The organism is Sphingomonas sp. HITSZ_GF (assembly GCF_029543155.1).
Classification (GTDB): Bacteria; Pseudomonadota; Alphaproteobacteria; order Sphingomonadales; family Sphingomonadaceae; genus Sphingomonas.
The window spans coordinates 714,426-740,362 of sequence record NZ_JARQXA010000001.1 but is presented as its reverse complement, the minus strand read 5'-3'; the positions used below and the strand labels follow the sequence as shown (position 1 = coordinate 740,362).

Sequence of the window (25,937 nt, the reverse complement as noted above, 5' to 3'; positions counted from 1 at the left end):
TTTCGCCGGGGAACAGCCATTGCGCACGGGCGCTGCGCATGACCCGCTTCTTCCCCCGCTCGCTCCCCGGCCAGATCGCGCTGCTCGTCGCGGTGGCGCTGTTCGTGGCACAGGCGATCAATTTCGGCCTGCTCGTCCGCGAGCGCCAGAATTCGCGCTTCGCCCAGGTGATCGTCCCCACCGTCACCCGGCTGATCGACGCTGCCGAGCGGCTCGGCACCCCGATCAATCCGCGGCCGGACACGCCCGCCGCCGCCGATCGCCGCGACGGGCGCGATGGCCGGGACGGCCGCCGCCAGGCCCGGGGCCGCGTCGATTTCGTCCCCGCCAATCCGATCCCGGTCGAGCTGGCCCGCCGCGCCGACATCGAGCGCGACCTGCGACGCGGCCTCACCGATGGCGGCGTCCAGGTGGGCCAGGTGATCGCGGTAGTTCGCCCGATCGACGGCAGCCGTCCGCTGCTCAAGCGGATGGACCCGGCCCGCGCCGATCGCTTCCGCCGGCTCGGTGCCGAGCTGATGATCGCGGTCGAGCTGCCCGGCCGGGGCTGGCTGTCGCTCAGCTCGGCCTGGCCGCGCTCCGAACGCGCGCTGATCTGGCAGCTGCTCGCCCAGACGCTGATCCTCTACATCGTCGTGCTGCTGCCCGTGCTCTGGGCCGGCCACCGGATCGCCCGGCCCTTGCGCAAGCTCGCCGCCGCCGCGCGCGCCTTCCATCCGGGCGAGGATGCCGATCCGCTCGAGGAGAGCGGCCCCAGCGACGTCCGCGCGGTGATCGCCGCCTACAATGCGCTCAGCAAGCGCGTCACTGCGATGCTCGACGAGAAGGACCGGATGCTCGGCGCGATCGGCCATGATCTGCGCACCCCGCTGGCGGCCCTGCGCGTCCGCATCGAATCGGTCGAGGACGACGAGGACCGCGCCCGCATGGCGGACACGATCGACGAGATGAACCACACGCTCGACGACATCCTCAGCCTCGCCCGGCTCGGACGCCCGAGCGAGCCGCCCACCGATGTCGACCTCTCCGCGCTGATCGACGCCGTGGTCGAGGATTTCCGCGATCTCGACCAGGACGTCACCTTCGAGGAGGCGCCGCGCCTGCGCATGCATCTCCGCCCCGCGCTGATGCGCCGCGCGGTGCGCAACCTGATCGAGAATGCCGTCAAGTATGGCGGCGCCACCGAGGTCCGCCTGCGCTCCGACGACCGCAACGTCCGCATCGAAGTATGCGACCGCGGCCCCGGCATCCCGCCCGAGAAGCTCGAGAAGGTCTTCGATCCCTTCACCCGCCTCGAGGAATCGCGCAACCGCGAGACCGGCGGTGCGGGCCTCGGCCTCGCCCTCGCCCGCGCCATCGTCCGCGATTCCAGCGGCGAGATCAGCCTCGCCAACCGCGACGGCGGCGGCCTGGTCGCAACGATCACCCTGCCGCGGAGCTAGCTCTCGCGCAGGCATCACAGCCGTCATCCCGGCGAAAGCCGGGGTCTCAGGCGATGGTCCGAAAAGAGCCGCACGAGATCCCGGCTTTCGCCGGGATGACGGGGACTGGACAGTCCAAACCCCGAAGCTCGCACCCGCCACAAACGAAAAAGGCCGGGGCTTTCACCCCGGCCGTTTCGCATCCAATTCGGTGTAGAAACCGGCGGCTATCAGCCGACGATCTCTTCCGGCTTGAAGAAGAAGGCGATCTCGATCGCAGCATTCTCTTCCGAGTCCGAACCGTGCACCGAGTTCGCCTCGATCGATTCGGCCAGCTCCTTGCGGATCGTGCCGGCGTCGGCATTGGCCGGGTTGGTGGCGCCCATGATGTCGCGGTTGCGCTGCACGGCGTTCTCGCCCTCGAGCACCTGCACCACCACCGGGCCCGAGATCATGAACTCGACCAGGTCGTTGAAGAAGGGGCGCTCGCGGTGGACGCCGTAGAAGCCCTCGGCCTGCTCGCGGCTCATCTGGATGCGCTTCGAGGCGACGACGCGCAGGCCGGCCTCCTCCAGCATCTTGGTGACGGCGCCGGTGATGTTGCGGCGGGTGGCATCGGGCTTGATGATCGAAAAGGTCCGGGTCGCGGCCATGGCCGTGCGGCTCCTGCTTTTGAAGTTGTGGAAAAGTCGCGGCTCCCTAGTCCGGGGTTGCGCAGGATGCAAGTGCTGCCTGCTGTCCTACAGGCAGATGTTCTGCTATTGTTCCCGCGCGACGCTCTTTGAACAGTGAAATCGATGCGATGTCCCGCACGGCCGGGATCGCCGACGCGTGCCCACGTTACCTCACCAACGTCATCTCCGCACCCTACCGTCGTCATCCCGCACCTTACCCCCGTCATTCCCGCGAAGGCGGGGATCCATTCCGGCCAGGCTTTCGACAGGAAGCGCAATGGCAGCGCCAATGGATTCCCGCCTTCGCGGGAATGACGAAGTGGTCAAAGCAGGGGCGTGCAAACATCGCCGTCCGAAATGGCCGGAGGTGCAACACCCCGCACGGTGGAGAACGGACGAAAATGCGTACGGAAAACCGGCCCTGGAAACCCTGCCCGCCGCGCAAACGGAGCCAACTTCCGCGTTCGCAACTGTCCGCTAGGCGACCTTCTCCCAGCGCCCCTGCTCGTTCTGCTTCCAATAGTTGCGCTCGACGTCCTCGCGCCCGGCCAGCCCCTTCCAGGCGAGCCGCGCCTCGGCGATCTTCTCCTCGTCGAAGAAGTGGAAGGCCCGGTCGAACCCCAGCGCCTCGTCGCGCCACACCCCGTCTGCGAGCACCACGTTGCGGGCGCCGTTGGCGGCGGTCATCGCCTCGCCGATCAGGATCGGCTGGCGATCGTCGTCGGGCCCGCCGGCCTGGCCGTGCGGCAGGAAGCTTTCCGGGCTATAGGTCCATAGCAGCTGGTCGAGCCGGGCGCGCTGGCTCGCCTCGCCCGCGACGATCAGCAGCCGCCCGCCGGTCTCGACCACGCGTTCGGCGATCCTGGGCAGCGCACGCTCCAGGGGAAGCTGCGTCAGATGATAGAAATCGACCTGCATGGCTCCTGTTAGCGCTTCCGTGCGTTCGGGCCAACGCACGTGACGTTGCGGTGGCGCAACCGCTGCGATAGGGCGGAAAACGGCCGCGTGCACGGGAGTGAGAAACAAAGGTGGGAATCGAAGTGACGCGCAAGGCCTTGCTGCTCTCGGCCGCGCTCGGCTTGTGCCAGGCGGCAGAGGCACGCGCGCAGCAGGCGCCCGAGCCGACTCAGGAGCAGCCGACTCAGGCTGCGCCGCAGGACGCCAGCCCGAGCCTGCAGACCCCCGCGGTCGAGCCGCCTCCCCCCTCGCCCACGGCGCTGCCCGAGGCGGACGACCAGATCCAGTTCACTGCCGATCTGCTCGAATATGACGATCAGCAGCAGGTGATCACCGCCACCGGCGACGTGCGCCTCTATCGCCGCAGCGAACGCCTGCGCGCCGACAAGGTGGTGTGGAACCGCAACACCGGCCAGGTGACCGCCGAAGGCAATGTCGTCATGGTCAATCCCCAGGGCGACAGCGCCTATGGCGACAAGGTCCAGCTCACCGACAGCCTGAAGGACGGCGTCGTCGAGAACATGCTGGTGGTGCTTGATGCTGGCGGGCGCATCGCCGCCCAGCGCGGCGAGCGGCACGAGGACGGCAGCTTCATCGTCGACAATGCGGCCTATACGCCCTGCTCGGTCTCCGATTCGAACGGCTGCCCCAAGGAGCCGAGCTGGAAGGTCACTGCGAACCGGGTGGTCTATGAACCCGGCAAGAAGCGGCTGCGCTATTCGGGCGCCCGCGTCTCGGTGTTCGGCTTCGCGACGATCCCGCTGCCGGTCTTCTCGCATCCGATCGGCGGCGAGAGCGCCAGCGGCTTCCTGTCGCCCGATCTGCGCTACAACCGCACCAACGGCTTCCAGTTCGCGCTGCCCTATTATTTCAGCTTCGCGCCCAATCGCGACCTGACCGTCACCCCGCGCGTCTATACCAGCGTGCTGCCGATGCTGCAGGCCCAGTATCGCGAGCTCAACTCGCTCGGCGCCTTCCAGATCACCGGCTACGGCACCTATAGCCGCCGCGCCGACGACCTGACCGTGCCGGTCACGCCGGCGACCTCGAAGAACGACTTCCGCGGCTATCTCGATGCGACCGGCAATTTCCAGCTCGATCCGTACTGGAGCGTCAGCTCCTCGTTCCGGCTGACCACCGATCGCACCTTCCTGCGCCGCTACGACATCTCGCGCGACGACAGGCTGCGTAACAATGTTCGGATAGAACGCATTGATTCGGATAGCTATTTGTCGATCAACGCATGGGTGGTGCAGACGCTCCGCGTCGGCGAGCGCCAGGGCCTCCAGCCCTATGCGCTGCCCGAGATCGACTATCGTCGCCGCATGGACGACGGGCTGATCGGCGGCCGTTTCGAGTTCCAGGTCAACAGCCTGGCGATCGGCCGCTCGGACGGGCAGGATTCGCAGCGGGCCTTTGCCAGCGCCAAATGGGACCTGCGCAAGCTCACCAACTGGGGCCAGGAAGTGATCTTCACGGCCTTTGCCCGCGGTGACCTGTACAATGCCTCCGAGACCAACCTCACCACGATCGCCAGCTATCGCGGCGAGGACGGCTTCCACACCCGCGGCATCGCGGCGGCGGCGGTCGATGTGAAGTGGCCGCTGGTCGGCACGCTTTTCGGCGGCACCCAGCGCATCACCCCGCGGGTGCAGGTCGTGGCCTCGCCCAAGACCGCAAACCTCGAGGTGCCCAACGAGGACGCGCGCGCGGTCGATCTTGAGGATTCGAACCTCTTCGCGCTCAACCGCTTCCCCGGCTACGACCGGTTCGACGACTCCACGCGCTTCACCTGGGGTCTCGACTATGCGCTGTACCTGCCGGGCTTCTCGATCGACGCCAATGTGGGCCAGAGCTATCGCCTCACCTCGCGTCCCACCCTGTTCCCCGACGGTACCGGGCTGAACAGCCGGGTGTCGGACATTGTCGGGCGCACCACGATCCGCTTCCGCGACTTCATCAGCTTCTCGCACCGCTACCGGCTCGACAAGGACGGCCTGGCGTTCCGGCGTAACGAGGTCGACATGACGGTGGGCTCGCGCGCCACCTATTTCACGCTCGGCTATCTGCGCCTCAACCGCAACATCGACCCGACGCTCGAGGATCTGCAGGACCGCGAGGAGGCCCGGGTGGGCGCGCGCATCCAGATCGCCCGCTTCTGGTCGGTCTCGGGCTCGACGCTGATCGACCTTACCGACCGCAAGGAGGACCCCACCTCGCTCGCGGACGGCTTCGAGCCGGTGCGCCACCGGCTGGGCATCACCTATGAGGACGACTGCCTCCGCCTCGGCTTCACCTGGAAGCGCGACTATGCGACCACCGGCGACGCGGCGAGGGGCAATTCCTATCTGTTGACGCTGGCGTTCAAGAACCTCGGGCGCTAGGCTTTCCGCCGAGGGGAACCACCGGTAAGCCTAAGTTCAGGCACAATTGGCGATTATGCGCCATTTTCCGGCAGATTTGAGGGTACGGAATCACGTGAACATTGGTGTTACCAAGGCGATCCGCGCAGGCCGCTTGTCCATTCTCGCGCTCGCGATCTCCAGCCTGGCGTCGGGCGCGATGGCGCAGACCGTCTCCGAACCGGCCGCGCCCGCGCAGCAGGATCCCACCGCGGCCCTCGCCGCCCAGCTCGATCTGCCCGCGGATCTGAAGATCTTCGGCAAGGCCGATCCCAATATCCGCAAGCCCACCGCGATCGTGAACGACACGGTGCTCACCGGCACCGATGTCGATCAGCGGCTCAACCTGATCATCGCTCTGAACAAGCTCAACCTGAAGCCGGAAGAGCGCGATCAGTATCGCATGATGATCCTGCGCCAGCTGATCGACGAGACGCTGCAGATCCAGGAGGCCAAGGCCAACGAGATCACCGTCGATGCCAAGGAGATCGACGGCAGCTTCGGCGCGGTCGCCCGCCGCCTGCAGAAGACACCGGAGCAGCTTCGCGCCTTCCTGCGCCAGGCCGGCGCCTCGGAGCGCACGATGCGCAAGCAGATCGAAGGCGAAATCGCCTGGAGCCGCGTGCTGCGTCGCAAGGTCGACATCAATGTGAGCGACGAGGAAGCGAAGTCGGTCATCGATCGCCTCAAGGCCGCCCAGGGCAGCGACGAATATCACGTCTATGAGATCTATCTGAACGCCACGGATGACCGGAAGCAGGAAGTCTATGCCGGCATGCAGCGCATCATCCAGCAGATGAAGGAAGGCGCGCCGTTCGACTATCTCGCCAAGACCTATTCGGAGAGCTCGACCAAGGGTCGCGGCGGTGATCTCGGCTGGGTGCGCCTGGCTCCGGGCATCCTGCCCGACGAGATGGCCAAGGCAGTGGAAGAGATGCAGCCCGGCCAGGTCGCCGGCCCCATCCCGCTCGCGACCGGCTTCTCGATCGTCTATCTCGCCGACAAGCGCAAGGTCGGCATGGCCGACCCGAAGCTGGCCAAGCTCTCGCTGCGCCAGATCACGATCACCTTCCCCAAGGGCACGACCGAGGCGCAGGCGCAGGCCCGCGCAGGCTCGTTCGCCCAGGCGACCCAGGCAATCAAGGGCTGCGGCGACGCGGCCAATGTCGCCGCCGCGCAGAATGCCGAAATGGTGGAGAAGGACGGCATCGTGATCGGCGAGCTGCCGAACGCGCTGCAGCAGATCATCCTGCCGCTCCAGGTCGGTCAGGTTACCCAGCCCTTCGGCACGATCGAGGAAGGCGTGCGCGTGCTCGTGGTCTGCGGCCGCGACGATCCGCCTGCCGCCAACCTGCCGTCGCTGGACCAGGTGAAGGAAGGCCTCGAGGACCAGCGCGTCAATCTGCGCGCCAACCGCATGCTCCGCGACATCCGGCGCGACGCGCTGATCGAATATCGCTGAGGTGATCCGGCCGCTCGCCATATCGATGGGCGATTCGGCCGGAGTCGGCCCCGAGATCACCGCCAAGGCCTGGAAGGCGCGCGAGCTCCATTCGCTCGCGCCCTTCTTCGCCGTCGGCTGCCCCGATGCGGTGACGAAGGTGTGGGACGGTCCGATCGCCCGGATCACCAACCCCGACGAGGCGGCAGGGGTTTTCGACACGGCCCTGCCGGTGCTTGCTGTGGGTGACACCTGCGCGGTGACGCCGGGCAGTTCGGACGAAGCCAGCGCCAAGGCCGCGCTCCAGTCGCTCGAACTGGCAGTGGGCTTGTCCAATGCCGGCGCAGCGGGGGGCGTGGTGACCGGGCCGGTCTCCAAGGTCCAGCTCTACAAGATCGGCTTCACCCATCCCGGCCAGACCGAATTCGTCGCCGAGCGCTGCGGCATCTCGGCCGACAATGCCGTGATGATGCTCGCCGGGCCCACGCTCCGCGTGGTGCCGATCACTGTGCACGAGCCGCTGGCCAAGGTGCCCCAGCTGCTCACGATCGAGCTGGTGCTCGCTAAGGCGCGGGTGACAGCCCGCGGGCTGCTGCGCAACTTCGGCATCGAGCGGCCACGCCTCGCCTTTGCCGGCCTGAACCCGCATGCCGGCGAAAGCGGCGAGATCGGGCGGGAGGAAATCGACGTGCTCCGCCCCGCCATCGCCATCCTGCGCGAGGAAGGGATCGACGCAATCGGCCCCTTCGCCGCCGATGCGATGTTCCACCCCCGTGCCCGCGCCGGCTATGACGCCGCGCTCTGCCCCACGCACGATCAGGCGCTGATCCCGATCAAGACGCTGCATTTCGACGAGGGCGTGAACATCACCCTTGGCCTGCCCATCGTCCGCACCTCGCCCGACCACGGCACTGCCTTCGGCATCGCCGGTAAGGACGAGGCCAATCCCGGCGCGATGATCGCGGCGATCAAGATGGCCGCCAGCGCCGCGCTGCGCCGGGCCGAAGGGGCGGCGTGACCAGCCTGCCGCCTCTCCGGGAAGTCATCAGCAAATATGGTCTCAGCGCGAGCAAGGCGCTGGGGCAGAATTTCCTGTTCGACCACCAGCTGCTCGCCCGCATCGCCAAGGTGCCGGGCAAGCTCGACGGCGCCGAGGTGTTCGAGGTCGGCCCCGGCCCCGGCGGCCTGACCCGCGCACTGCTGGAGGGCGGCGCCAGCGTCACTGCGGTGGAGCGCGACCGGCGCTGCATCCCGGCGCTGGAAGAACTTGGCACCTTTTTCCCCGGCAAGCTCCGCGTCATCGAGGGTGACGCCCTCGAGGTCGACGCCCCGGCGCTGTTCGACGGCAAGCCGCACGTCGTCGCCAACCTGCCCTACAATGTCGGCACCGCACTGCTCGTCGGCTGGCTCTCGGCGGAATGGCAGCCCTGGTGGGCCAGCCTGACGCTGATGTTCCAGAAGGAAGTCGCCGAGCGGATCGTCGCCGCGCCGGGCACCGAGCATTACGGTCGCCTCGCCGTCCTTTCCCAATGGCGATCCACGCCGAAGATCGCGATGAACGTCCACCGTTCGGCCTTCACCCCGCCGCCCAAGGTGATGTCGGCGGTGGTGCATATCGTCCCGGCCGAGCCGCCCGAGGGCGTTCGCCTCAAGACGCTGGAGACGCTCACCGCCGCTGCATTCGGCCAGCGCCGCAAGATGCTGCGCCAGAGCCTGAAGGGCGTGCCCGGCGCGCTCGCGGCAATGGAGACCCTGGGTATCGACTCCAGCCGCCGCGCCGAGACGGTGACCGTCGCCGAGTTCGTCGCGCTCGCCCGGGCGCTGGGCTAAGCGCAAAGTACACGAAGTACACGCCAAAAGCGTGTCGCAAACAGGCTCAGTTCGGCTTCACTGCCGGCGTCGGCGTGGCGCTCGGGGCCGGATCGGCCTGGGCGGTGGTAACCGGCGGCCCCTTCGCGATCACGGCGGAGAGCTGGGTCGCGTCGCCACAGGCCTTGGCGCACAGCTTCTCGATCTTGGCGAGGTTTTCCTTGGCCCGCTCCATCGCGCCCTTGGCGACCATCGCCTCGCCCTGGCCGCGCAGCGCGGCGGTGTCGTTGGGCTCGAGGCTCAGCGCCTCGCGGTAGAGGCGGATCGCCTTGCCGGGCAGGCCGGCGCTGCGGGCCATCTCGGCGAGGGTGATGAAGGCATCACGATTGCGCGGATCGACGGCGAGCGCGCTTTCCAGGAGGTCGCCGGCACCAGGGACATTGCCGGCAGCGAGCGCCGCGCGGCCCTGCCTGACCAGCTCCACCGAGCGGGGATCGATCTGATTGTCTGCCCGCTGTGCCATCAGCGACGTCGAAACCGAGAGCAGCATCAGCGCACCGGCCGCCCCAATCGCAGTGAAACGCATCACATTCTCCGAAATCTGCCCCGTCGCTATCATGGCCGGCGCATCCTCGCGACAAAAAAGCCGTCGGTCGAGTCCCCGAGCGGGGTGAAGCGCAGGCCCGGCCCGCGCGGCGTACCGGCACCGAGCGACAGCGGCTCGGCGATCCAGCCGGGATGGCGATCGAGAAAGTCCTGCGCCTGCCCTGCCCCCTCGGCATCGAGGAGCGAACAGACGACATGAACGAGCGAACCGCCGGGGCGGACGAGATCGGCGGCGATATCGAGCAGCGCCTTCTGCGTCGCGACATAACGCTCCAGGCGCTGCGGGGTGAGCCGCCAGCGCGCTTCGGGGTTGCGCCGCCAGGTGCCGGTGCCCGAGCAGGGCGCATCGATCAGCACCACATCGGCGCGGCCGACCTGATCGGCGAGCATGCCCGCTTCCTGGTTCGGATTGAGCAGGCGTGTCTCGACGATCGAGACCCCCGCTCGCTCCGCCCGCGGCATCAGCCGCGATAGCCGGGGGCGATCGATGTCGCAGGCGAGGATCGAGCCGTGATTGGCCATGGCGGCAGCCAGCGCCAGCGTCTTGCCGCCGCCGCCCGCACACAGGTCGACCACATGCTGCCCACGCTCGACACCCGCCGCGAGGCTGACGAACTGGCTGCCGGCATCCTGCACCTCGAGCTGGCCGTCCTTGTAGGCGGGCAGCTGCTCGATCGGCGTGTCCGAAGGCGCGCGGAGCCCGGCCGGCAGGCAGGGCAGCGGCACCGAGCCGGAAATCTCCGCCTGGATCACCGCGGGATCGGCCTTGAGCGTGTTGACCCGGATATCGAGCGGCGCGCGCTCGAGCAGCGCGGCCTGCTCCTCGGCATCGAGGCCGGAGGCGGCAAAGGCATCGGCCAGCCAGGCCGGCAGCACGCCGGCATCGGCCACAGGCTCGCCGGGCTCGATCGGCGCGGGGCCATAGGGCGAGCCATCGAACAGCGCCGCCAGCTCGGGCCGCCGCGCCACCAGCGCCAGCATCGCGGCGCGGCCGCTCTCCGGCCGCTCGCCGAGCATGCGGATCGCGTCATAGACCAGCTCGCGGATCGCGCGGCGGTCCTTCGAGCCCGCATAGCGGCGCTCGGCGAACCATCTGGCGATGATCGTATCCGCCGATCCGCCCTGATCGCGCGCGGCCGCAGTGATCCTGTCGAGCAGGTCGATCGCTGCCTGGAGGCGGGCCGCGGGATTCATTGACCCGGGCTCCAAAGTGAAGGGAGTCGCGACAAATCATTCCACTTTGCGCTGCGGAGCCTGGCGCGGAGGGCAAGCGGGCAGTTTTTCGGCGCGCACGGCATCGCTCTGCTCAAGCAGAGGAAATCCTACATTGGTAGCGAAATCTTGCGGCGGCGCGCGCTGATCTGAAAATCCTCCCCCGTAGGGGGAGGGGGACCAGCGAAGCTGGTGGAGGGGGCTTGCAGCGAGCGATATCGCCTGTGGCGTTCCCTCTCCACCACCGGCTTCGCCGGCGGTCCCCCTCTCCCTCCGGGAGAGGAATGAAGTTGGGGAATGGACAAGCGGACGCCATCCCGCCACAGCCGCGCCAACCAATCAGGAAGGCAAGCACATGGCGTTCACGGCGAAGATCCTGCTTCTCGGCTCGGGCGAACTCGGCCGCGAGTTCGTGATCTCGGCCAAGCGGCTGGGCGCTTACGTGATCGCGTGCGACGCCTATGAAGGCGCGCCCGCCATGCAGGTGGCCGACGGCTTCGAAGTCTTCTCGATGCTCGACGGCGAACTGCTGCGCGCCGCGGTGGAAAAGCATAGGCCGGACTATGTCGTGCCCGAAGTCGAGGCGATCCGCACCGAAGTGCTGGCCGAGCTGGAGGCCGAAGGCTTCACCATCGTCCCCTCGGCCCGCGCCACCCAGATGACGATGAACCGCGACGGCATCCGTGAAGTCGCCGCCGTCGAACTGGGGCTGCGCACGTCTCGGTACCGGTACGCCGAGAGCCTGGAGGAGGTGCTGGCGGGCGCCGAACACACCGGGCTGCCCTGCGTGATCAAGCCGGTCATGTCCTCCTCGGGCAAGGGCCAGAGCACGGTGCGCGCGGCGGACCAGCTCGAGGCCGCCTGGGACTATGCCGTCGCCAATATGCGCGGCGACCGCAAGCGCGTGATCGTCGAGGAATTCGTCGCCTTCGACTATGAGATCACCCTGCTGACGATCCGCACCCGCGACGGCGTGCTGTTCTGCCCGCCGATTGGCCACCGCCAGGAGCGCGGCGACTATCAGGAGAGCTGGCAGCCCGCCGCGATGTCGGCCCAGGCGATCGCCGACGCGCAGGAGATGGCACGCAAGGTGGTCGATGATCTGGGCGGCTACGGCATCTTCGGCGTGGAGTTCTTCGTGAAGGGCGAAGAGGTGATCTTCTCCGAACTCTCGCCGCGCCCGCACGACACCGGCATGGTCACTTTGATCTCGCAGAACCTCAGCGAGTTCGACCTGCATGCCCGCGCGGTGATGGGCCTGCCGATCCCGTCGATTGCCTTGCGGGGGCCGTCGGCGAGCGCGGTGATCCTGGCGGATCAGGCGTCGGAGACGCTGTCCTACGACGGGCTGGCCGAGGCGCTGGTGGTGCCGGGCGGCGACGTGGATTTGCGGATCTTCGGCAAGCCGAATTCGCGGCCCTATCGGCGGATGGGGGTGGCGCTGGCGACGGCGGGGGATACCGATGCGGCGCGGCGGGTGGCGGCTGAGGCGGCGGGGTTGGTGCGGATTGGGTATGGAGATTGAGCCCCATCCCAACTCACCACAAGTTACTTTGCAGCCTTCCTCGCATCGTCGAAAATTCTATCCAAAGAATGCGATACGCGATCGACGCTTTTCTGTGCAGCCTCTCGGGCGGTATCCGGACGATGAAATTTCGGCGTCTGCTGCGTAGGATTCCGGTCGAATACGCTATGCGCCATGCGCTTCGCTCCCAGTGATCGCGTCGGCATCAGGGATGCCAACAGGCCTTTTCTCAATGCCGTGACCATAATGTCTAAAAAAGTACCGAGGGTTAAGCGCGGGGTCGAAATAGTGTTTCCGCTTCACCCACACGAATCCCTCCGCGCGAGTTATCATTGCGACATCGATCGGGCCACCCACCGACTCGGCAGCCGTAGAAAACTTTCGCTTTAGAGATGTAATGTGAACCAAGCTTTCGGATAGAGCCGCAAGCTCCTGCTTCGGCATGGATCGCACCATGTCCGAAAATTCCTTCTGCAGTCTATTTAGATGCCCTGGGACGACCTCGCTCTGAAATTCCCCAAGAATCGCGTCAACTGCAGGATGGACTGCGTCACTGACACCAGTCTCATCTCCAGCCAGGAGCTCATCAAGGTTGTCCTTCAGTTTCCCGAGTGCGCCGGAGAAATAGGTGTGACAGACCTCTAAAAACTCACTGTCTAGCCCATACATAAATCGATCAACCATCTCCTTCTGAGCAAATGGTATGACCACGGCATCCGGAACTAACTTCCGATCCACGTCGAAATGTGCAGTTTCAACGAACTTCAGCCTTCCTGCGATTGTGCCATAAATTTCATATGCCGCTAGGGACGGAAATATCTCATTCTGCCCAAACCCTGCAAAAACCAGACCAGTAAGTTCGGATTTCTGAAACTCCCTCAATAGAGACCAAGAAAGTATATCAACCAGCCGTACTTTTCGTTCGACAGAAGGAGGATCATCTTCAAAAACTGCATCTATGAATTCACTTATAGAATCGCCGTGCGCTTCTATTACATCGTCCTTGGTAATACCGTCAGACCATTCGCGAGCAGGTAAGCTGGACACTCTGCCTAGTTCGCTATCCAAATAGGAAATTATACTCTCCTCAAGAGCTTCAAGCGCGCCCTCAACCGTCGGATTTTCTGCGGAAGAGAGCGTCCTAAAAAACTCGTCTGTGATAGCTTGGATAGCGCCACGAAGACCGATCAATTTTGCCGCGATAAGTGATCTAATGTTAGAATTAATGGTTACATCTGGCGTTTCTATCTCCTCAAGATGCTTCAGAAAAGCTTCAGAAAAATCGAATACCGTCGCGTAATGTGATACACATACTCGATCACGAAACATTTTTACGATCGACTCGACGGGGACCCCGCTTAGCTCTGGGCTATTATAGACCATGATACCGATAGGATCGTAATTTGTTCCCTCGAATATCTTATCCGCTGAGTTGTATATTTTGGTACCTGCTCCGCCACCAATGGTCACAGCACTGTCAGCCGCTAATGTGACGGCAAGCTTATTCAGCAATGCGATTTCAGCAGTCACGCGGCACCCCTCCCCTGTTCAGGTAGAATGTCCGCGATTCGGGAGTGTTTGTCGAGCCGTCAACGGTGTGACATTATTGGGATGCCTAGGCCGCTAAAACCGCTCCCACCCCATCCCGCCCAGCGCCGGCTCGCCCGCCCAGGCATCGAAGATCTCCGCCAGGATCTCCGCCGATTCCACCAGCCTCGGGCCTGGCCGGTTGAAGAAATGGTGTCCGTCCGCGATGAAGACATGGCCGTGGCGTACCGCCCGCAGGCCGGCCCAGCGCGGATCGCCGACCACCGCGTCGATATCCGCGCGGCTCTGGGGGATCTGGTAGCCGCAGGGCATCAGCACGATGACATCGGGATCGCTTTCGACGAACACGTCCCAATCGAGCCAGGGCGAGTGCTGGCCGGGGGTGACGTAGAGCGGCTCGCCACCGGCGATCTGGATCAGCTCGGGCACCCAGTTGCCCGCCGCCATCAGCGGATCGAACCATTCGATCGCGGCGACGCGCGGGGTGGCGCCGCGGCGGATCGAGCGCTCGCGGATCGCGTCCATCCGGTGATCGAGCGACAGCAGCACCTTCTCGGCGGCGAATTCGCGGTCGGTCGCCGCGCCGACCGCGCGGATATCGCCCCAGACATCGCTCAGATTGTCGGGCGCGAGCGAGAGCAGGTTCGGCGCCATGCCCGTCCAGGCGCAGAGCGATTCCTCGAGGTCCGCCGGGGTGACCGCGCAGACTGCGCACTGCGTCTGGGTGAGGATCAGATCGGGCTTGAGGCTGCGCAGCAGATCGGCATGGACCTCATAGACCGACAGGCCTTGGCGAACGATCTCCTGCACGCGCCGGTCGATCTCGATCGAACGCAGGCCCTTCTCGAGCTTGGTGGCGGTGCAGACCGGCAGGTCGCGCACGAAGGGCGGGAAGTCGCATTCGTGCGAGCGGCCGACCAGCGCCTCGCCCAGGCCGAGCGAGACAGCGACTTCGGTGGCGCTGGGCAGCAGCGAGACGATCCGGGGGACGGCGCTCATGCGGCAGCGCGGAGCGACGGTGCCCAGCCCGGCGCAAGCCGAAGCACGGCGGCGCGCACCACGAGCAGCCCGGCCAGCCACAGCACTTCGTTCCTGGCGAGCAGCAGGACGATCGCCTGGGTGAACGCGCCGGTACCGCCGCCGGCGGCGCCATAGGCGTAGAGGACCAGCTCATAGGCAATGAAGCCGAGAACCGCGGCGCCGAGCAGCGGAAGGAGCGCGTTCGAGCGGGCGATTACGGTGGCGATCACGCCATAGGCCGCCAGCGCGGCGACACCGATCGCCACGCCCCAGCCCTGGGTCGCGGCATCGAGGGGGTAGCCGAGCAAGGTGAAGCCGAGCAGCTGGTTGGCGGCCCATGCCACGAGCATCGTCGCCACGCCTTCGCGGCGCGGCAGCGTGGACGCGGCCATCGCGGCGAGGGCGACGAAGGGCATCAGGCAGGCGGCGACAAGGCTGCCGCCGACGGTGGCGATGGCAAGCGCGGCCGCCCAGGGGACGCTGCGTTCCAGGTTCAAAATTCGGTCCTTCCCTCGGCGCCGGTCGACGACGGCACGGGACCTGCCGGGCGCGGACGCACGGCGGTGCGCAGGGTCGGGAGGGCGCTGATCCCCCGTCCGGCGCACCCTTGCGGCCCCATGCCGCTCAGGTTCGTCGCTCAGACGGAGTGACCGTGCCCGGGCCATTCCCTGGACCAAGGCAAGAGCGACCAGACGCCGGCAGGTCTCCTGGCTCGCGGGTCGTCGCCCGATGCACGGCCTTCCCGGAGATTCCTCCAGTGGCCGCTCCCTCTGACGGGGAGCCAAGCGCATCGAACTCGCCGCTCACAGTTGCAGGGACAGCCGCGGACTAGGGCGGATCGCTCCGCCCGCACCGCATTCCCTTTGAAGCCCTTTCGGGCACCGGCGCGATCATGCGGGGTGGTTTGGCCACCCCACGGACCTTGGATAAACCAGCGCCGCTTCGCCGCGCAAGCGCAATGGGTGAAACCGGGCCGATTTGCACGCTGGCAGGATCGTTCCCGGCGGGGCAGGATCGGGCGATGATGTCCAGGCCTGGCGGGCGGATGCTCGCACCCGTCCTATTGATGATGCTGCCGGCCGCCTGTGGATCGGGCGCGCAGGAATCGGTTCGGGACCCCACCACGATCCAGGCGCCGGCCGGCGCGGTGGCGGCGCTGCAGCGCATCGAGCCCTCGGGCCGGTTCGCGGTGGGCAGGATCGAGGCTTCGCCGGAAGGTCAACCGCCGGTCTGGCTCTACTATCCCGCCGCCGCGTCCAGGATCGAGCCGCAGGCGGATGGGCCCCTGCCCTCGCCCTATGGCACCGGCCTGGCCCGACGCTTCGGCGCGGATGCAGCCGCGGCGCTGCTGGCGATGACGGGCCATGCCCGGGCCGACGCGCCGGTTGCCGAAGGACGGTTTCCGCTGCTCGTCTTCAGCCCCGGCGCCACCATGGGCGGACGCGACTATCGGCTGTTCGTCGAGGCTCTGGCCAGCCACGGCTATGTCGTGGCGATGACGCATCCGCTCGGGTCGCCGCCCGCCGGCGCCGAGCGATATGGCGCGGCGGCAGGCGAACTGGCGGCGCTGGTGCCGGCGCTGCGCGATTGGGCGAAGGGCACTGCGCTGGGGGCGCATCTCGCGCCCGGCCGGATCGGGCTGATCGGCCACTCGATCGGCGGCGCTGCTTCGGTACTGGCGCTCGCCCAGCTACCGAACGGCGCCGTCGCCGTGAACCTGGACGGCGATTTCGCGGGGGCCGCGCGCAGTGCGGCGGCCTCCGGCCCGATCCTCTACCTGATCGGCAAGACCGACGGCGAAAGCGAAGCAAGCGTGGCGCGGCGGCTGGGCGACTGGAAGATGGTGGCCGGCGGCAATCCGGACGCGACGATCGTGCAGATCGCGACGCTGCGGCATTTCGACTTCGCCGACGCCGCGCTGCTGCCGGCCGGGCTGGTGCCCGAGGCGCAGCGCCGCAATCGCTTCGGCCCGATCGGCGGCGAACGCGCCCATGCCGCCACAACCGGGCTGGTGCTCGGCTTCCTCGACGAGACGCTTCGCGGACAGGCCGGCGCCTTCAACGCAGCCCTGCGCGCCGTTCCCGAGGCGAACCGGCGCTAGCGATCAGCGCGTCGGGTAGTTCGGCGCTTCCCGCGTGATCGTCACGTCGTGGACATGGCTCTCGCGCAGGCCGGCATTGGTGATGCGGACGAAGCGGGCCTTCTTCTGGAACTCGTCGATCGTCGCGGCGCCGACATAGCCCATCGAGGCCTTCACGCCGCCGACCAGCTGGTGGATCACGTCCTTGGCCGGGCCCTTGAACGCCACCTGACCCTCGATGCCCTCGGGGACGAGCTTGAGCTGGTCCTTGACGTCCTGCTGGAAATAGCGGTCGGCCGAGCCCCGCGCCATCGCACCAACCGAGCCCATGCCGCGGTACGACTTGTAGGCGCGGCCCTGGTACAGGAAGGTCTCGCCCGGCGCTTCCTCGGTGCCCGCCAGAAGCGAGCCGATCATCGCGGTCGAGGCGCCGGCGGCAATTGCCTTCGCCACATCGCCCGAGGTGCGGATGCCGCCATCGGCGACGACCGGCACGTCATGCTTCGACGCTTCGTTGGCGGCTTCCATCACCGCGGTGAGCTGCGGCACGCCGACACCGGCGACAACGCGGGTGGTGCAGATCGAGCCCGGGCCGATGCCGACCTTGATGCCGTCCGCGCCCGCGCCGATCAGCGCCTTGGCGGCTTCGGCGGTGGCGATGTTGCCGGCGATCACCTGCACGCGGTTGGAGAGCTTCTTCACCCGCTCGACGGCGCGGCTGACCTCGACATTATGGCCGTGCGCGGTGTCGATCACGATCAGATCGACTTCGGCATCGACCAGCGCCTCGGTGCGGGCGAAGCCCTTGTCGCCCACGGTGGTGGCGGCGGCGACGCAGAGGCGGCCGGCGGCGTCCTTGGTCGCATTGGGGTAGTTAACCGCCTTCTCGATGTCCTTCACGGTGATCAGGCCCACGCAGCGATAGGCATCGTCGACGACCAGCAGCTTCTCGATCCGGCGCTGGTGCAGCAGGCGACGCGCCTCTTCCTGGCTGACGCCGGCGCGGACGGTGGCGAGGTTCTCATGCGTCATCAGCTCGGAGACGAGCTGGTCCGGACGCTCGGCGAAGCGGACGTCGCGGTTGGTGAGGATGCCGGCGAGCTTGCCCGACGCCTCGACGATCGGGATACCGCTGATCTTGTGCTGGGCCATCAGCGCCTGCGCTTCGGCCAGCGTGCCCGTGGGCGCCATGGTGATCGGATTGACGACCATGCCGCTTTCGAAGCGCTTGACCGCGCGAACCGCCTCGACCTGCTCCTCGATGTCGAGATTGCGGTGGAGGACGCCGATGCCGCCGAGCTGCGCCATGACGATCGCCATGTCGGCTTCGGTGACGGTGTCCATCGCCGAGGAAAGGATCGGAATGTTGAGCGAAAGGCCGCGGGTTACCCGCGTACGGGTGTCGGCCATGCTCGGCAGGACTTCGGATTCCCCCGGATAGAGGAGAACGTCATCGAAGGTGAGGCCGAGGGGGATGTCCATGGGGTGCGCCAATGTCCTGATTCGGAAGTTGGCGGCCCATGTAACCGCGAGGGTGCGAAAGCGCTAGGGGGTCGGCATCGGGAGATGACGCGCAGAGCATTGCCCGCTCGATCGCAACCTGCTGCCGGATGCTGCGGGCCAGCGCCAGCGCGGCATGACAATAGCCCGGCCAGTCCTGCGCCAGCTTCTGCGGGCTCCAGAGGCCCACATGCATCGTATATTCGATGCGGTGCTCGATCGTCGACTGGCGCAGCGCCGCGAATTGCCGGGCGACTACTCCCGTGGCCTGGCGCTCGCGCTGCTCGCACAACGCATCGACCCGATTGCGGCGCTCGCCATTGACCTTGGAGATATAGAGGCGGACGCGCGACAGGCGCAGCGCATCGCACTCGGGTTGCGCGATGAGCATCTCGATCTCGTCGAGCGCCGCGAGCAGGTCGCGGTGCAGCGTCGGCAGGTCGGCCATACCCCCTTTGTAGAGGGAAGATCGTTACGGAGGCGGATCAGACCCCCGTAATGTTCCATAGCGGTTTAATCTGCGGCCCGTTCGAGCAGCGCGCGCGCCTGATCGACGTGCATCGTCTCGATCATGCGCCCCTGATAGCGCTCTGCGCCGCCCGTCGCAGCCGCGATCAGCGCACGGGCATCCTCAAGCTCCTGCACGGTGGGGCCAAAGGCGACGGCGGCGGTCTCGATCTGACCCGGATGGATCAACGACTTGCTGTCGAAGCCGAGCGCCCTGCCCTCGCGGCATTCGGCAGCAAGACCCTCGGGATCGTCGAGCCGGTTGAACACGCCGTCTATCGCCCAGACCTGGCCGGCGCGGGCTGCGAGCACGACCGTCTGCAGCGCGACCGACATCTGCGCGCGGCCGCTGGAGGGCGGCAGGCGGAGCGAGGCGGCAAGATCGTTGGTGCCGGCGATCAGCCCCGCGACACCCGGCACCGCGGCGATTTCGGCGGCAGCAAGCACGCCGAGCGGCGTCTCGATCATCGCCAGCAATGGCTTGCCGAGCGCCCTTGCCACCTGCGCAACGTCCGCCGCGCTTTCCGCCTTGGGGAGCACCGCGAAATCGGCGACCGAGCCGGCAATTGCAGCAACGTCCTCCAAATGCTCGCCCGACTCGATCCCGTTCAGCCGGATCGCGGCAAGCCGCGGGCCGAATCCCGTCGCCACCGCCTCCACAGCGGCGGCGCGCGCGGCGGCCTTGTCCGCGTCCTTCACTGCGTCTTCCAGGTCGAGGATCACCAGATCCGCGGCGAGCCCGCGCGCCTTCTCGATCGCGCGCGGATTGGAGGCGGGCAGGAATAGCGCGGTGCGCGGTGCGAGACGGGCTGTGGTCATGGCCGCTCTCTATGCTAGCAAGAGGCAAATCGTGAAGGGCCAAGAGTCTTAAGGGGGAGTCGAATGCTCGTACTCAATGTTTTCCTGGGCGCAGTGGCCGCGGTGGTCGTGCTCTACCTCTTCTCCAGCGTTACGATCGTTCGCCAGGGCTATCAGTACACGATCGAGCATTTCGGCCGCTTCACCACCGTCGCCACGCCGGGCTTCAATTTCTACCCCGCCTTCTTCTACCGGGTCGGCCGCCGGGTGAACATGATGGAGCAGGTGATCGACATCCCCGGCCAGGAGATCATCACCAAGGACAATGCGATGATCTCCACCGACGGCGTGGTGTTCTTCCAGGTCCTCGACGCGGCCAAGGCCGCCTATGAAGTCAGCGACCTCTACATCGCTCTGCTCCAGCTCACCACGACCAACCTGCGCACGGTGATGGGCTCGATGGACCTGGACGAGACGCTGTCGAAGCGCGACGAGATCAACGCCCGGCTGCTCTCGGTGGTCGATCACGCGACCACGCCCTGGGGCGTGAAGATCACCCGCGTCGAGATCAAGGACATCCGCCCGCCCGCCGACATCGTCAACGCGATGGGCCGGCAGATGAAGGCCGAGCGCGAGAAGCGCGCCAACATCCTCGAGGCAGAAGGCACCCGCGCCTCCGAGATCCTGCGCGCCGAGGGCCAGAAGCAGTCGAAGATCCTCGAGGCGGAAGGCCGCCGCGAAGCCGCCTTCCGCGACGCCGAGGCGCGCGAGCGCTCGGCCGAGGCCGAGGCCAAGGCGACGCAGCTCGTCTCGGACGCGATCGAGCAGGGTTCGAGCCAGTCGCTCAACTATTTCATCGCGCAGAAATATGTCGAGGCAGTCGGCAAGTTCGCGACCAGCCCCAATGCCAAGACGATCCTGTTCCCGGTCGAGGCGACGCAGCTGATCGGCACGCTGGGCGGCATCGGCGAACTAGCCAAGGATGCGCTGGCCGGCAGCAATGGCGGCGCGCCGCGCCCGCCTGCGCCCCCCACTCCGCCGCGCCCGCGCCCGTTCGAGCCGAAGGAGGGCTGAGATGAACCTCAACGAGTTGCTGGCGGTGCCGGGGCTGGCCTGGCTGATCCTAGCGGCGCTGCTGGCGATCGCCGAGCTGCTGGCGCCGGGCATCTTCCTGGTGTTCATTGCCGCCGGCGCCGCGGTGACCGGCATCGTCACGCTGCTCGTCCCCAATTTCGACCTCATGTTCGAAGTGTTCCTGTTCGCCGCTTCGTCGGCGGCAGCGGTCGCGGTGGGCCGGCGCTGGTATCGCCGGAACCCGGTGCCGAGCGAAGACCCGTTGCTCAACGACCGTGTCGCCCGGCTGATCGGCCAGGTGGTGACGGTGGTGGAGCCGATCGCATCGGGCCAGGGCCGGGTGAAGGTGGGCGACGGCGAATGGCTGGCCAACGGGCCGGATGCGCCCGCCGGCGCCAAGGTACGCATCACCGGCGCAAGGGGCGGCTCGCTCGACGTCGAGCCCGCCTGATGTTTCTTTGAGGAGTTTTGAGTTGGACACCACTCGCCGCCAGTTGCTGCTCGGCGCGGGCTCGACGCTTGCGCTCGCCGGCTTCCCGCTCACCGCCTGCGCGCGCGCTGCCGACAATGACGCGCCCGCCCAGGCGCTGATCGACCGGATCGCCGAGCAGATGCTGCGCGACTATCCCGAGACAGCGACCACGCTGGGCGTCGACAAGGGCAAGCGCGCCGACCTGAAGCACCAGCTGATGGACCGATCGGCAAAGGGCCAGGCCAAGATCGCCGCGAACCTGAAAAAGGCGCTGGCCGACATCGCCAAGCTCGACCTCAACGCGCTGAGCCCGGCGATGCGCACCCATGTCGATGTGATCCAGGCGAGCTTCTCCAACGCGCTGCAGGGCTTCGCCTTCGGCTATGGCGACGTCGCGACGGGGAGCTGGCGCAACTCGCCCTATGTGGTTGTGCAGAATGTCGGGGCGTTCCTCGATACGCCGCGCATGCTCGACAGCGACCACCAGATCGCCAGCGCGGAGGACGGCGAGGCCTATCTCGACCGACTGGAAAGCTATGCCGAGCAGGTCGATGGCGAGACCGAGCGGCTGAAGCGCGCCGCCGCGCTGGGCGTGATCGCGCCGGACTTCCTGCTCGACAAGTGCCTGAAGCAGATCAAGATCGCGCGCAGCGGCAATCCCGCCGGCTGGGGCGTGGTCACCTCGGTCGCCAATCGCACCGCCGGGTTCGACGGCGATTTCGGCGAGCGTGCCTGGCTGCTCGCCAAGGACAAGCTGACCCCCGCGCTCGACCGCCAGATCGCCGAGCTGGAGAAACACCGCAAGCGCGCGACCAGCGACGCGGGTGTGTGGAAGTTCAAGGACGGCGACGCCTATTACGCCTGGGCGCTGAGCGCGGGCACCACCACGACGATGACGCCCGACGAAGTCCACCAGATGGGCCTCGACCAGCTGGCGAAGATCCAGTCCGAGATGGACGCGATCCTGAAGAAGGAAGGCTATTCGCAGGGCTCGGTCGGCGCGCGGATGGAAGCGCTGGCCAAGGATCCGCGCTTCACCTTCCCGGACAATGACGCGGGCCGGGCCGAGATCATCAAGTTCATGCAGGAGCGCGTCGCCGACATCCGCGGGCGCATGCCCCAGGCATTCCACACGCTGGTGAAGGGCAATCTCGAAGTGAAGCGGCTGCCGCTCGAGGAGGAGCCCGGTGCACCGGGTGCCTATGGCGGCGCCGGATCGATCGACGGCACCGTGCCGGGCAAGATCTGGCTCAACCTGCGCACCACCGGCCTGCACACCAGGTTCAGCCTGCCCGACCTCGCCTATCACGAAGGCATTCCGGGGCATGTCTGGCAGGGCGAATATGCCAACCAGATGCCGCTGATCCGCTCGATCCTGGCGTTCAACGCCTATTCGGAGGGCTGGGCGCTCTATGCCGAGCAGCTGGCCGACGAACTGGGCGTCTATGCCGAGAACCCGGCCGAGAAGCTCGGCTATCTCCAGTCGATGGGCTTCCGCGCATGCCGGCTGGTGGTCGACACCGGCCTGCACGCCAAGCGCTGGACGCGCCAGCAGGCGATCGACTGGTTCGTCACCAACAACGGCTCGTCGGTGGAGGAAGTCTCGGGCGAGGTCGATCGCTATTGTTCCTGGCCGGGCCAGGCATGCGGCTACAAGGTCGGCCAGAGCGCGATCGTCAGGCTGCGCGAGAAGGCGCAGGCGGCGCTGGGCGCCCGCTACGACTTCCGCGCGTTCAACGATGCCGTGGTGCTGGGCGGGAACGTGCCGATGACTGTGCTCGGCCATGTGATCGACCGGCATATCGCGGAGCGGAAGGGCTGACCTGGCGCCCGCGCCATGCCGCGCTGGCGGCGGCGATCTTCATCGTGGAGGTCTGCATCGCGCTGTTCGTGCGCGATCGCTTCGTGCGGCCCTATCTGGGCGACGTGCTCGCGGTGGTGCTGGTCTATTGCGGGCTGCGCGCGGTGCTGCCGCTACGGCCCCTGCCCGCCGCTGCCGCAGCCTTCGGGATTGCGGCGCTGATCGAGTTCGGCCAGGCGATCCACGTGCTCGACCTGCTCGGCCTGCACGGCCGGGTGCTGCGCGTGGTGCTGGGCGGCAGCTTCGAGTGGCTGGACTTTGTCGCCTATGCCGCAGGGGCATTGGCCTCATTGGGCATCGAGCGGCTTCTCAAATCCCCGTCACCCTGAACTTGTTTCAGGGTCCAACTTTCCACCAGCGGTATCGCCTGGAAGCGGGTTGGATGCCGAAACAAGTTCAGCATGACGGGGGTGTTGGCTAGTCTTTACTGCTTCCCGCCGAACAGCCCGCCGAGCTGGCCGAGAATGCCGGCGCCATCGCCCTTCAGCAGATTGGCGAAATGGCCGAGCGAGCCTTCGCCGCCGATATGGCCGATGATCTCCTGCAGCTTGTCGACCGGCAAGCCGGTCGAGGCGGCCGCGCCTTCAGCGGTATCGACGTCCATCGGATGGAACTTGGCCAGCGCCTGCACTGCCTGCTCGACATGCTCGGGCGAGAGCCCGACCTTTGCCGCGAGATTGGCCACGTCCACATTCTGGGTGACCTGGCCGAGGATGCCGTCGAGAATGCTCATATACTGCTCCTGTTACGAGGGTTCGGAACGGAAGCGTATCTAGCACGCCGACTCGGCTCAGCCCAATGGCAATGGCGCGCGGTCGGGAGGCACGAAACCACGGCGGGCCGGGACGGAGAAAAGCAGCTCGCGGCTGTAGAAGCCGAGCGGCCAGTCGCGGCGCCCGATCGGCGACAGCAGCAGCGCATTGACCCGGCCGAGCAGGCTGGCTTCGCCGGTCTGCGACAGGAACAGGCGCACGCCGGCGACATAGGCGCGGGTGATCGTGTCGTGATAGCCGCCCGTATCGCTGTTCACCCCGCCGACGCTTTCGTTGAAGCGCGAGATCAGCCCGGCGATCTCGGCATCGATGTCCACATCGGGCCGCTCGGAAAGGAGATAGAGGCAGGCGGCAAGATGCGCCTCATGCGTCCATTCCTCCTTGGCGAGCGAACAGGCGAGCAGCCCTTCGCCGAGATGGACGATCTCGGCGTCGGTGGCGAACAGTCTTGGCGAGAACTCGGTCATCGATCGGGCTCCTAGCGCCCGTTCGATGACCGGACCAGTCAGGCGTTTGCGGTTACCTTCGGTGCGGCGTCACGAACCCCGACATCGACGTGATCCGCGAATTGGGCGAAGTTCTCGACGAATTGATCGACCAGCTTGCCGGCAGTGGCGTCGTAGTCGGCCTTGTTCGCCCAGGTCGCGCGCGGATCGAGGATCGCGCTGTCGACACCATTGACCGCCACCGGCACCATGAACCCGAAATTCGGGTCCTTGCGGAACTTGGCCTGGGCCAGGCTGCCGTCGAGTGCCGCGTTGAGCAGCGCGCGCGTCACCTTGATCGGCATGCGCTTGATGCCCGGATCGGTGGCGCGGCCGCCGCTCCAGCCGGTGTTGACCAGCCAGCAATCGACCTTGCCCGCCGCGATCCGCTCCTTGAGGAGATTGCCATAGACCGCCGGGTGGCGCGGCATGAACGCGGCGCCGAAGCAGGTCGAGAAGGTCGCCTCGGGCTCGGTCACGCCGATCTCGGTGCCGGCCACCTTGGCGGTGTAGCCCGAGAGGAAATGGTACATCGCCTGGTCGGGCGTCAGCCTGGCGATCGGCGGCATCACCCCGAAGGCGTCGGCGGTCAGGAAGATGATGTTGCGGGGCACCGGGCCGAGGTTGCGCTCGGAGGTGTTGGGGATGAAGTCGATCGGATAGGCGCCGCGGCTGTTCTCCGCGAGGCTGTTGTCCGCAAAGTCGAGCGTGCGCGACTCCGGATCCATCACGACATTCTCGAGCACCGTGCCGAAGCGCCTGGTGGTCGCGAAGATTTCCGGCTCGGCTTCGGCCGAAAGGTTGATCATCTTGGCGTAGCAGCCACCCTCGAAATTGAAGACGGCGGTGTCCGACCAGCCATGCTCGTCGTCTCCGATCAGCGTGCGGCTGGCATCGGCCGAGAGCGTGGTCTTGCCGGTACCCGACAGGCCGAAGAACACCGCGGTGTCGCCTTCCGGCCCGATATTGGCCGAGCAGTGCATCGGCATGATGCCATCCCTGGGCAGCAGATAGTTGAGCAGCCCGAACACGCTCTTCTTCATCTCGCCCGCATAGGCGGTGCCACCGATCAGGATCAGCTTCTCGGTGAAATTGACCGCAATCACCGTCTCGCTGCGGGTGCCGTGGCGCTCGGGATCGGCGCGGAAGCTCGGCAGGTCGATGATCGTGTATTCGGGCGCGAACCCGGCCAGCTCGCCCGTCTCGGGGCGCACCAGCAGCGTGCGGATGAACAGATTGTGCCACGCCAGCTCGTTGATCACGCGCACGGTGACGCGGTGCTCGGGCTGCGAGCCGCCGTAAAGATCCTGCACGTAGAGCGTGTCGCGTTCGGCCAGCTCGGCGAGGAAATCGGCCTTGAGCGCGGCGAAATGCCCCGGCGTCATGCCCTTGTTGACGTTCCCCCACCAGACACTGTCCTCGGTGGTAGCGTCGCGGACGATGAACTTGTCCTTGGCGCTGCGGCCGGTGTGCTTGCCGGTGGTGACCACCAGCGGGCCGTCCTTGGCCAGCCTGCCCTCGCCGTGGCGCACGGCGTGCTCCACGAGCTGGGCGGTTTCGAGATTCCAGAAAAGTTCGGCGCCGGTCCCGATGCCCATGGCATCGAGACCGTGGCGCGGCGTGCGCTCGGTCAATTTGGCCTCCGTCTCCATGCACCCTGTCGGGTGTCGGTTTTGCCGGGGCTGTTGCCGCCCCGTGCAATATTATTGCGTGGGCATAAGCCCGTGCCGGAAACAGGGTCAACCCGAGTAAACGTTGTCAGCCGATTGAGC

Annotated in this window: 24 protein-coding genes and 1 riboswitch; of the genes, 11 read left to right on the top strand and 13 right to left on the bottom strand. The window is 66.7% G+C overall.

From position 1 onward, the window contains the following. Positions 1-38 precede the first annotated feature (38 nt). Positions 39-1,442: a HAMP domain-containing sensor histidine kinase gene (locus P6144_RS03625; protein WP_277766343.1), complete on the top strand. Its 1,404-nt coding sequence runs from the start codon at positions 39-41 to the stop codon at positions 1,440-1,442. Between the two features lie 209 nt (positions 1,443-1,651). On the opposite strand, the gene ndk is transcribed toward P6144_RS03625, so the two are convergent. Beyond that, entirely contained in the window at positions 1,652-2,074 is a 423-nt protein-coding gene (ndk, locus tag P6144_RS03620) for a nucleoside-diphosphate kinase (protein ID WP_277766342.1), read from the bottom strand. 498 nt (positions 2,075-2,572) lie between these two features. Next, positions 2,573-3,013: a DNA polymerase III subunit chi gene (locus tag P6144_RS03615; RefSeq protein WP_277766341.1), complete on the bottom strand. Its 441-nt coding sequence runs from the start codon at positions 3,011-3,013 to the stop codon at positions 2,573-2,575. Positions 3,014-3,135: 122 nt separating this feature from the next. Between P6144_RS03615 and lptD the strand changes: the two genes are divergently transcribed. From lptD to rsmA, 4 genes are all read left to right on the top strand, one after another. Beyond that, positions 3,136-5,436 (top strand): LPS assembly protein LptD, encoded by a 2,301-nt coding sequence (gene lptD / locus P6144_RS03610; protein WP_277766340.1) that lies wholly within the window; start codon positions 3,136-3,138, stop codon positions 5,434-5,436. A gap of 94 nt (positions 5,437-5,530) precedes the next feature. Continuing rightward, positions 5,531-6,916: a peptidylprolyl isomerase gene (locus P6144_RS03605; RefSeq protein ID WP_277766339.1), complete on the top strand. Its 1,386-nt coding sequence runs from the start codon at positions 5,531-5,533 to the stop codon at positions 6,914-6,916. Position 6,917: 1 nt separating this feature from the next. Continuing rightward, positions 6,918-7,913, top strand: a complete 996-nt coding sequence (pdxA, locus tag P6144_RS03600; RefSeq protein ID WP_277766338.1) for a 4-hydroxythreonine-4-phosphate dehydrogenase PdxA — start codon at positions 6,918-6,920, stop codon at positions 7,911-7,913. Continuing rightward, on the top strand, positions 7,910-8,725 hold the full coding sequence (gene rsmA / locus P6144_RS03595) for a 16S rRNA (adenine(1518)-N(6)/adenine(1519)-N(6))-dimethyltransferase RsmA (protein ID WP_277766337.1): 816 nt from the start codon (positions 7,910-7,912) through the stop codon (positions 8,723-8,725). Before pdxA ends, rsmA begins: the two co-directional genes overlap by 4 nt. A 46-nt stretch (positions 8,726-8,771) precedes the next feature. Here the strand turns inward: rsmA and P6144_RS03590 are convergent, their stop codons facing one another. Continuing rightward, positions 8,772-9,290, bottom strand: coding sequence for a tetratricopeptide repeat protein (locus P6144_RS03590; protein WP_277766336.1), 519 nt, complete (start codon positions 9,288-9,290; stop codon positions 8,772-8,774). Between the two features lie 29 nt (positions 9,291-9,319). Next, complete coding sequence (locus tag P6144_RS03585) at positions 9,320-10,504, bottom strand: RsmB/NOP family class I SAM-dependent RNA methyltransferase (protein WP_277766335.1); 1,185 nt, start codon at positions 10,502-10,504, stop codon at positions 9,320-9,322. Positions 10,505-10,877: 373 nt separating this feature from the next. On the opposite strand from P6144_RS03585, the gene purT reads away from it, so the two are divergent. After that, entirely contained in the window at positions 10,878-12,047 is a 1,170-nt protein-coding gene (purT, locus tag P6144_RS03580) for a formate-dependent phosphoribosylglycinamide formyltransferase (RefSeq protein WP_277766334.1), read from the top strand. Between the two features lie 165 nt (positions 12,048-12,212). Here purT and P6144_RS03575 read toward each other — a convergent pair whose 3' ends face one another. From P6144_RS03575 to P6144_RS03565, 3 genes are all read right to left on the bottom strand, one after another. Beyond that, positions 12,213-13,577 (bottom strand): hypothetical protein, encoded by a 1,365-nt coding sequence (locus P6144_RS03575; protein WP_277766333.1) that lies wholly within the window; start codon positions 13,575-13,577, stop codon positions 12,213-12,215. A 93-nt stretch (positions 13,578-13,670) separates the two neighbouring features. Next, positions 13,671-14,594: a cobalamin-binding protein gene (locus tag P6144_RS03570; RefSeq protein WP_277766332.1), complete on the bottom strand. Its 924-nt coding sequence runs from the start codon at positions 14,592-14,594 to the stop codon at positions 13,671-13,673. Continuing rightward, positions 14,591-15,112, bottom strand: a complete 522-nt coding sequence (locus P6144_RS03565; protein WP_277766331.1) for a hypothetical protein — start codon at positions 15,110-15,112, stop codon at positions 14,591-14,593. The genes P6144_RS03570 and P6144_RS03565 overlap by 4 nt, the downstream gene beginning before the upstream one ends. 182 nt (positions 15,113-15,294) lie before the next feature. Then, a riboswitch (cobalamin riboswitch) is annotated at positions 15,295-15,516 on the bottom strand. 165 nt (positions 15,517-15,681) lie between these two features. Here P6144_RS03565 and P6144_RS03560 point away from each other — a divergent pair. Then, the gene (locus P6144_RS03560) at positions 15,682-16,716 is read left to right on the top strand and encodes a hypothetical protein (protein ID WP_277766330.1); all 1,035 of its coding nucleotides are present in this window, start codon (positions 15,682-15,684) and stop codon (positions 16,714-16,716) included. Positions 16,717-16,719: 3 nt separating this feature from the next. Here P6144_RS03560 and guaB read toward each other — a convergent pair whose 3' ends face one another. The 3 genes from guaB to P6144_RS03545 all read right to left on the bottom strand — a co-directional run bounded on the left by guaB (position 16,720) and on the right by P6144_RS03545 (position 19,521). Next, a complete protein-coding gene (guaB, locus tag P6144_RS03555; protein WP_277766329.1) occupies positions 16,720-18,177 on the bottom strand; it encodes an IMP dehydrogenase in 1,458 nt (485 codons plus the stop codon). Then, positions 18,146-18,643, bottom strand: a complete 498-nt coding sequence (locus P6144_RS03550) for a hypothetical protein (protein ID WP_277766328.1) — start codon at positions 18,641-18,643, stop codon at positions 18,146-18,148. The genes guaB and P6144_RS03550 overlap by 32 nt, the downstream gene beginning before the upstream one ends. Before the next feature lie 65 nt (positions 18,644-18,708). Continuing rightward, positions 18,709-19,521 (bottom strand): CoA ester lyase, encoded by an 813-nt coding sequence (locus P6144_RS03545; protein ID WP_277766327.1) that lies wholly within the window; start codon positions 19,519-19,521, stop codon positions 18,709-18,711. Between the two features lie 63 nt (positions 19,522-19,584). On the opposite strand from P6144_RS03545, the gene P6144_RS03540 reads away from it, so the two are divergent. The 4 genes from P6144_RS03540 to P6144_RS03525 are packed head-to-tail and all read left to right on the top strand — an operon-like array spanning position 19,585 to position 23,236. Beyond that, a complete protein-coding gene (locus P6144_RS03540; protein ID WP_277766326.1) occupies positions 19,585-20,574 on the top strand; it encodes an SPFH domain-containing protein in 990 nt (329 codons plus the stop codon). Position 20,575: 1 nt separating this feature from the next. Beyond that, positions 20,576-21,025 (top strand): NfeD family protein, encoded by a 450-nt coding sequence (locus tag P6144_RS03535; protein WP_277766325.1) that lies wholly within the window; start codon positions 20,576-20,578, stop codon positions 21,023-21,025. Between the two features lie 22 nt (positions 21,026-21,047). Next, positions 21,048-22,868: a DUF885 family protein gene (locus tag P6144_RS03530; RefSeq protein ID WP_277766324.1), complete on the top strand. Its 1,821-nt coding sequence runs from the start codon at positions 21,048-21,050 to the stop codon at positions 22,866-22,868. 44 nt (positions 22,869-22,912) lie between these two features. After that, positions 22,913-23,236, top strand: a complete 324-nt coding sequence (locus P6144_RS03525; protein WP_277766323.1) for a DUF2809 domain-containing protein — start codon at positions 22,913-22,915, stop codon at positions 23,234-23,236. A 95-nt stretch (positions 23,237-23,331) separates the two neighbouring features. Here the strand turns inward: P6144_RS03525 and P6144_RS03520 are convergent, their stop codons facing one another. From P6144_RS03520 to P6144_RS03510, 3 genes are read right to left on the bottom strand one after another with little or no spacing between them, the layout of a single operon-like run. Then, complete coding sequence (locus P6144_RS03520; RefSeq protein WP_277766322.1) at positions 23,332-23,640, bottom strand: hypothetical protein; 309 nt, start codon at positions 23,638-23,640, stop codon at positions 23,332-23,334. Positions 23,641-23,697: 57 nt separating this feature from the next. Further along, the gene (locus tag P6144_RS03515; protein WP_277766321.1) at positions 23,698-24,147 is read right to left on the bottom strand and encodes a hypothetical protein; all 450 of its coding nucleotides are present in this window, start codon (positions 24,145-24,147) and stop codon (positions 23,698-23,700) included. Between the two features lie 38 nt (positions 24,148-24,185). After that, on the bottom strand, positions 24,186-25,817 hold the full coding sequence (locus tag P6144_RS03510; RefSeq protein ID WP_277766320.1) for a phosphoenolpyruvate carboxykinase: 1,632 nt from the start codon (positions 25,815-25,817) through the stop codon (positions 24,186-24,188). Positions 25,818-25,937: the final 120 nt, after the last annotated feature.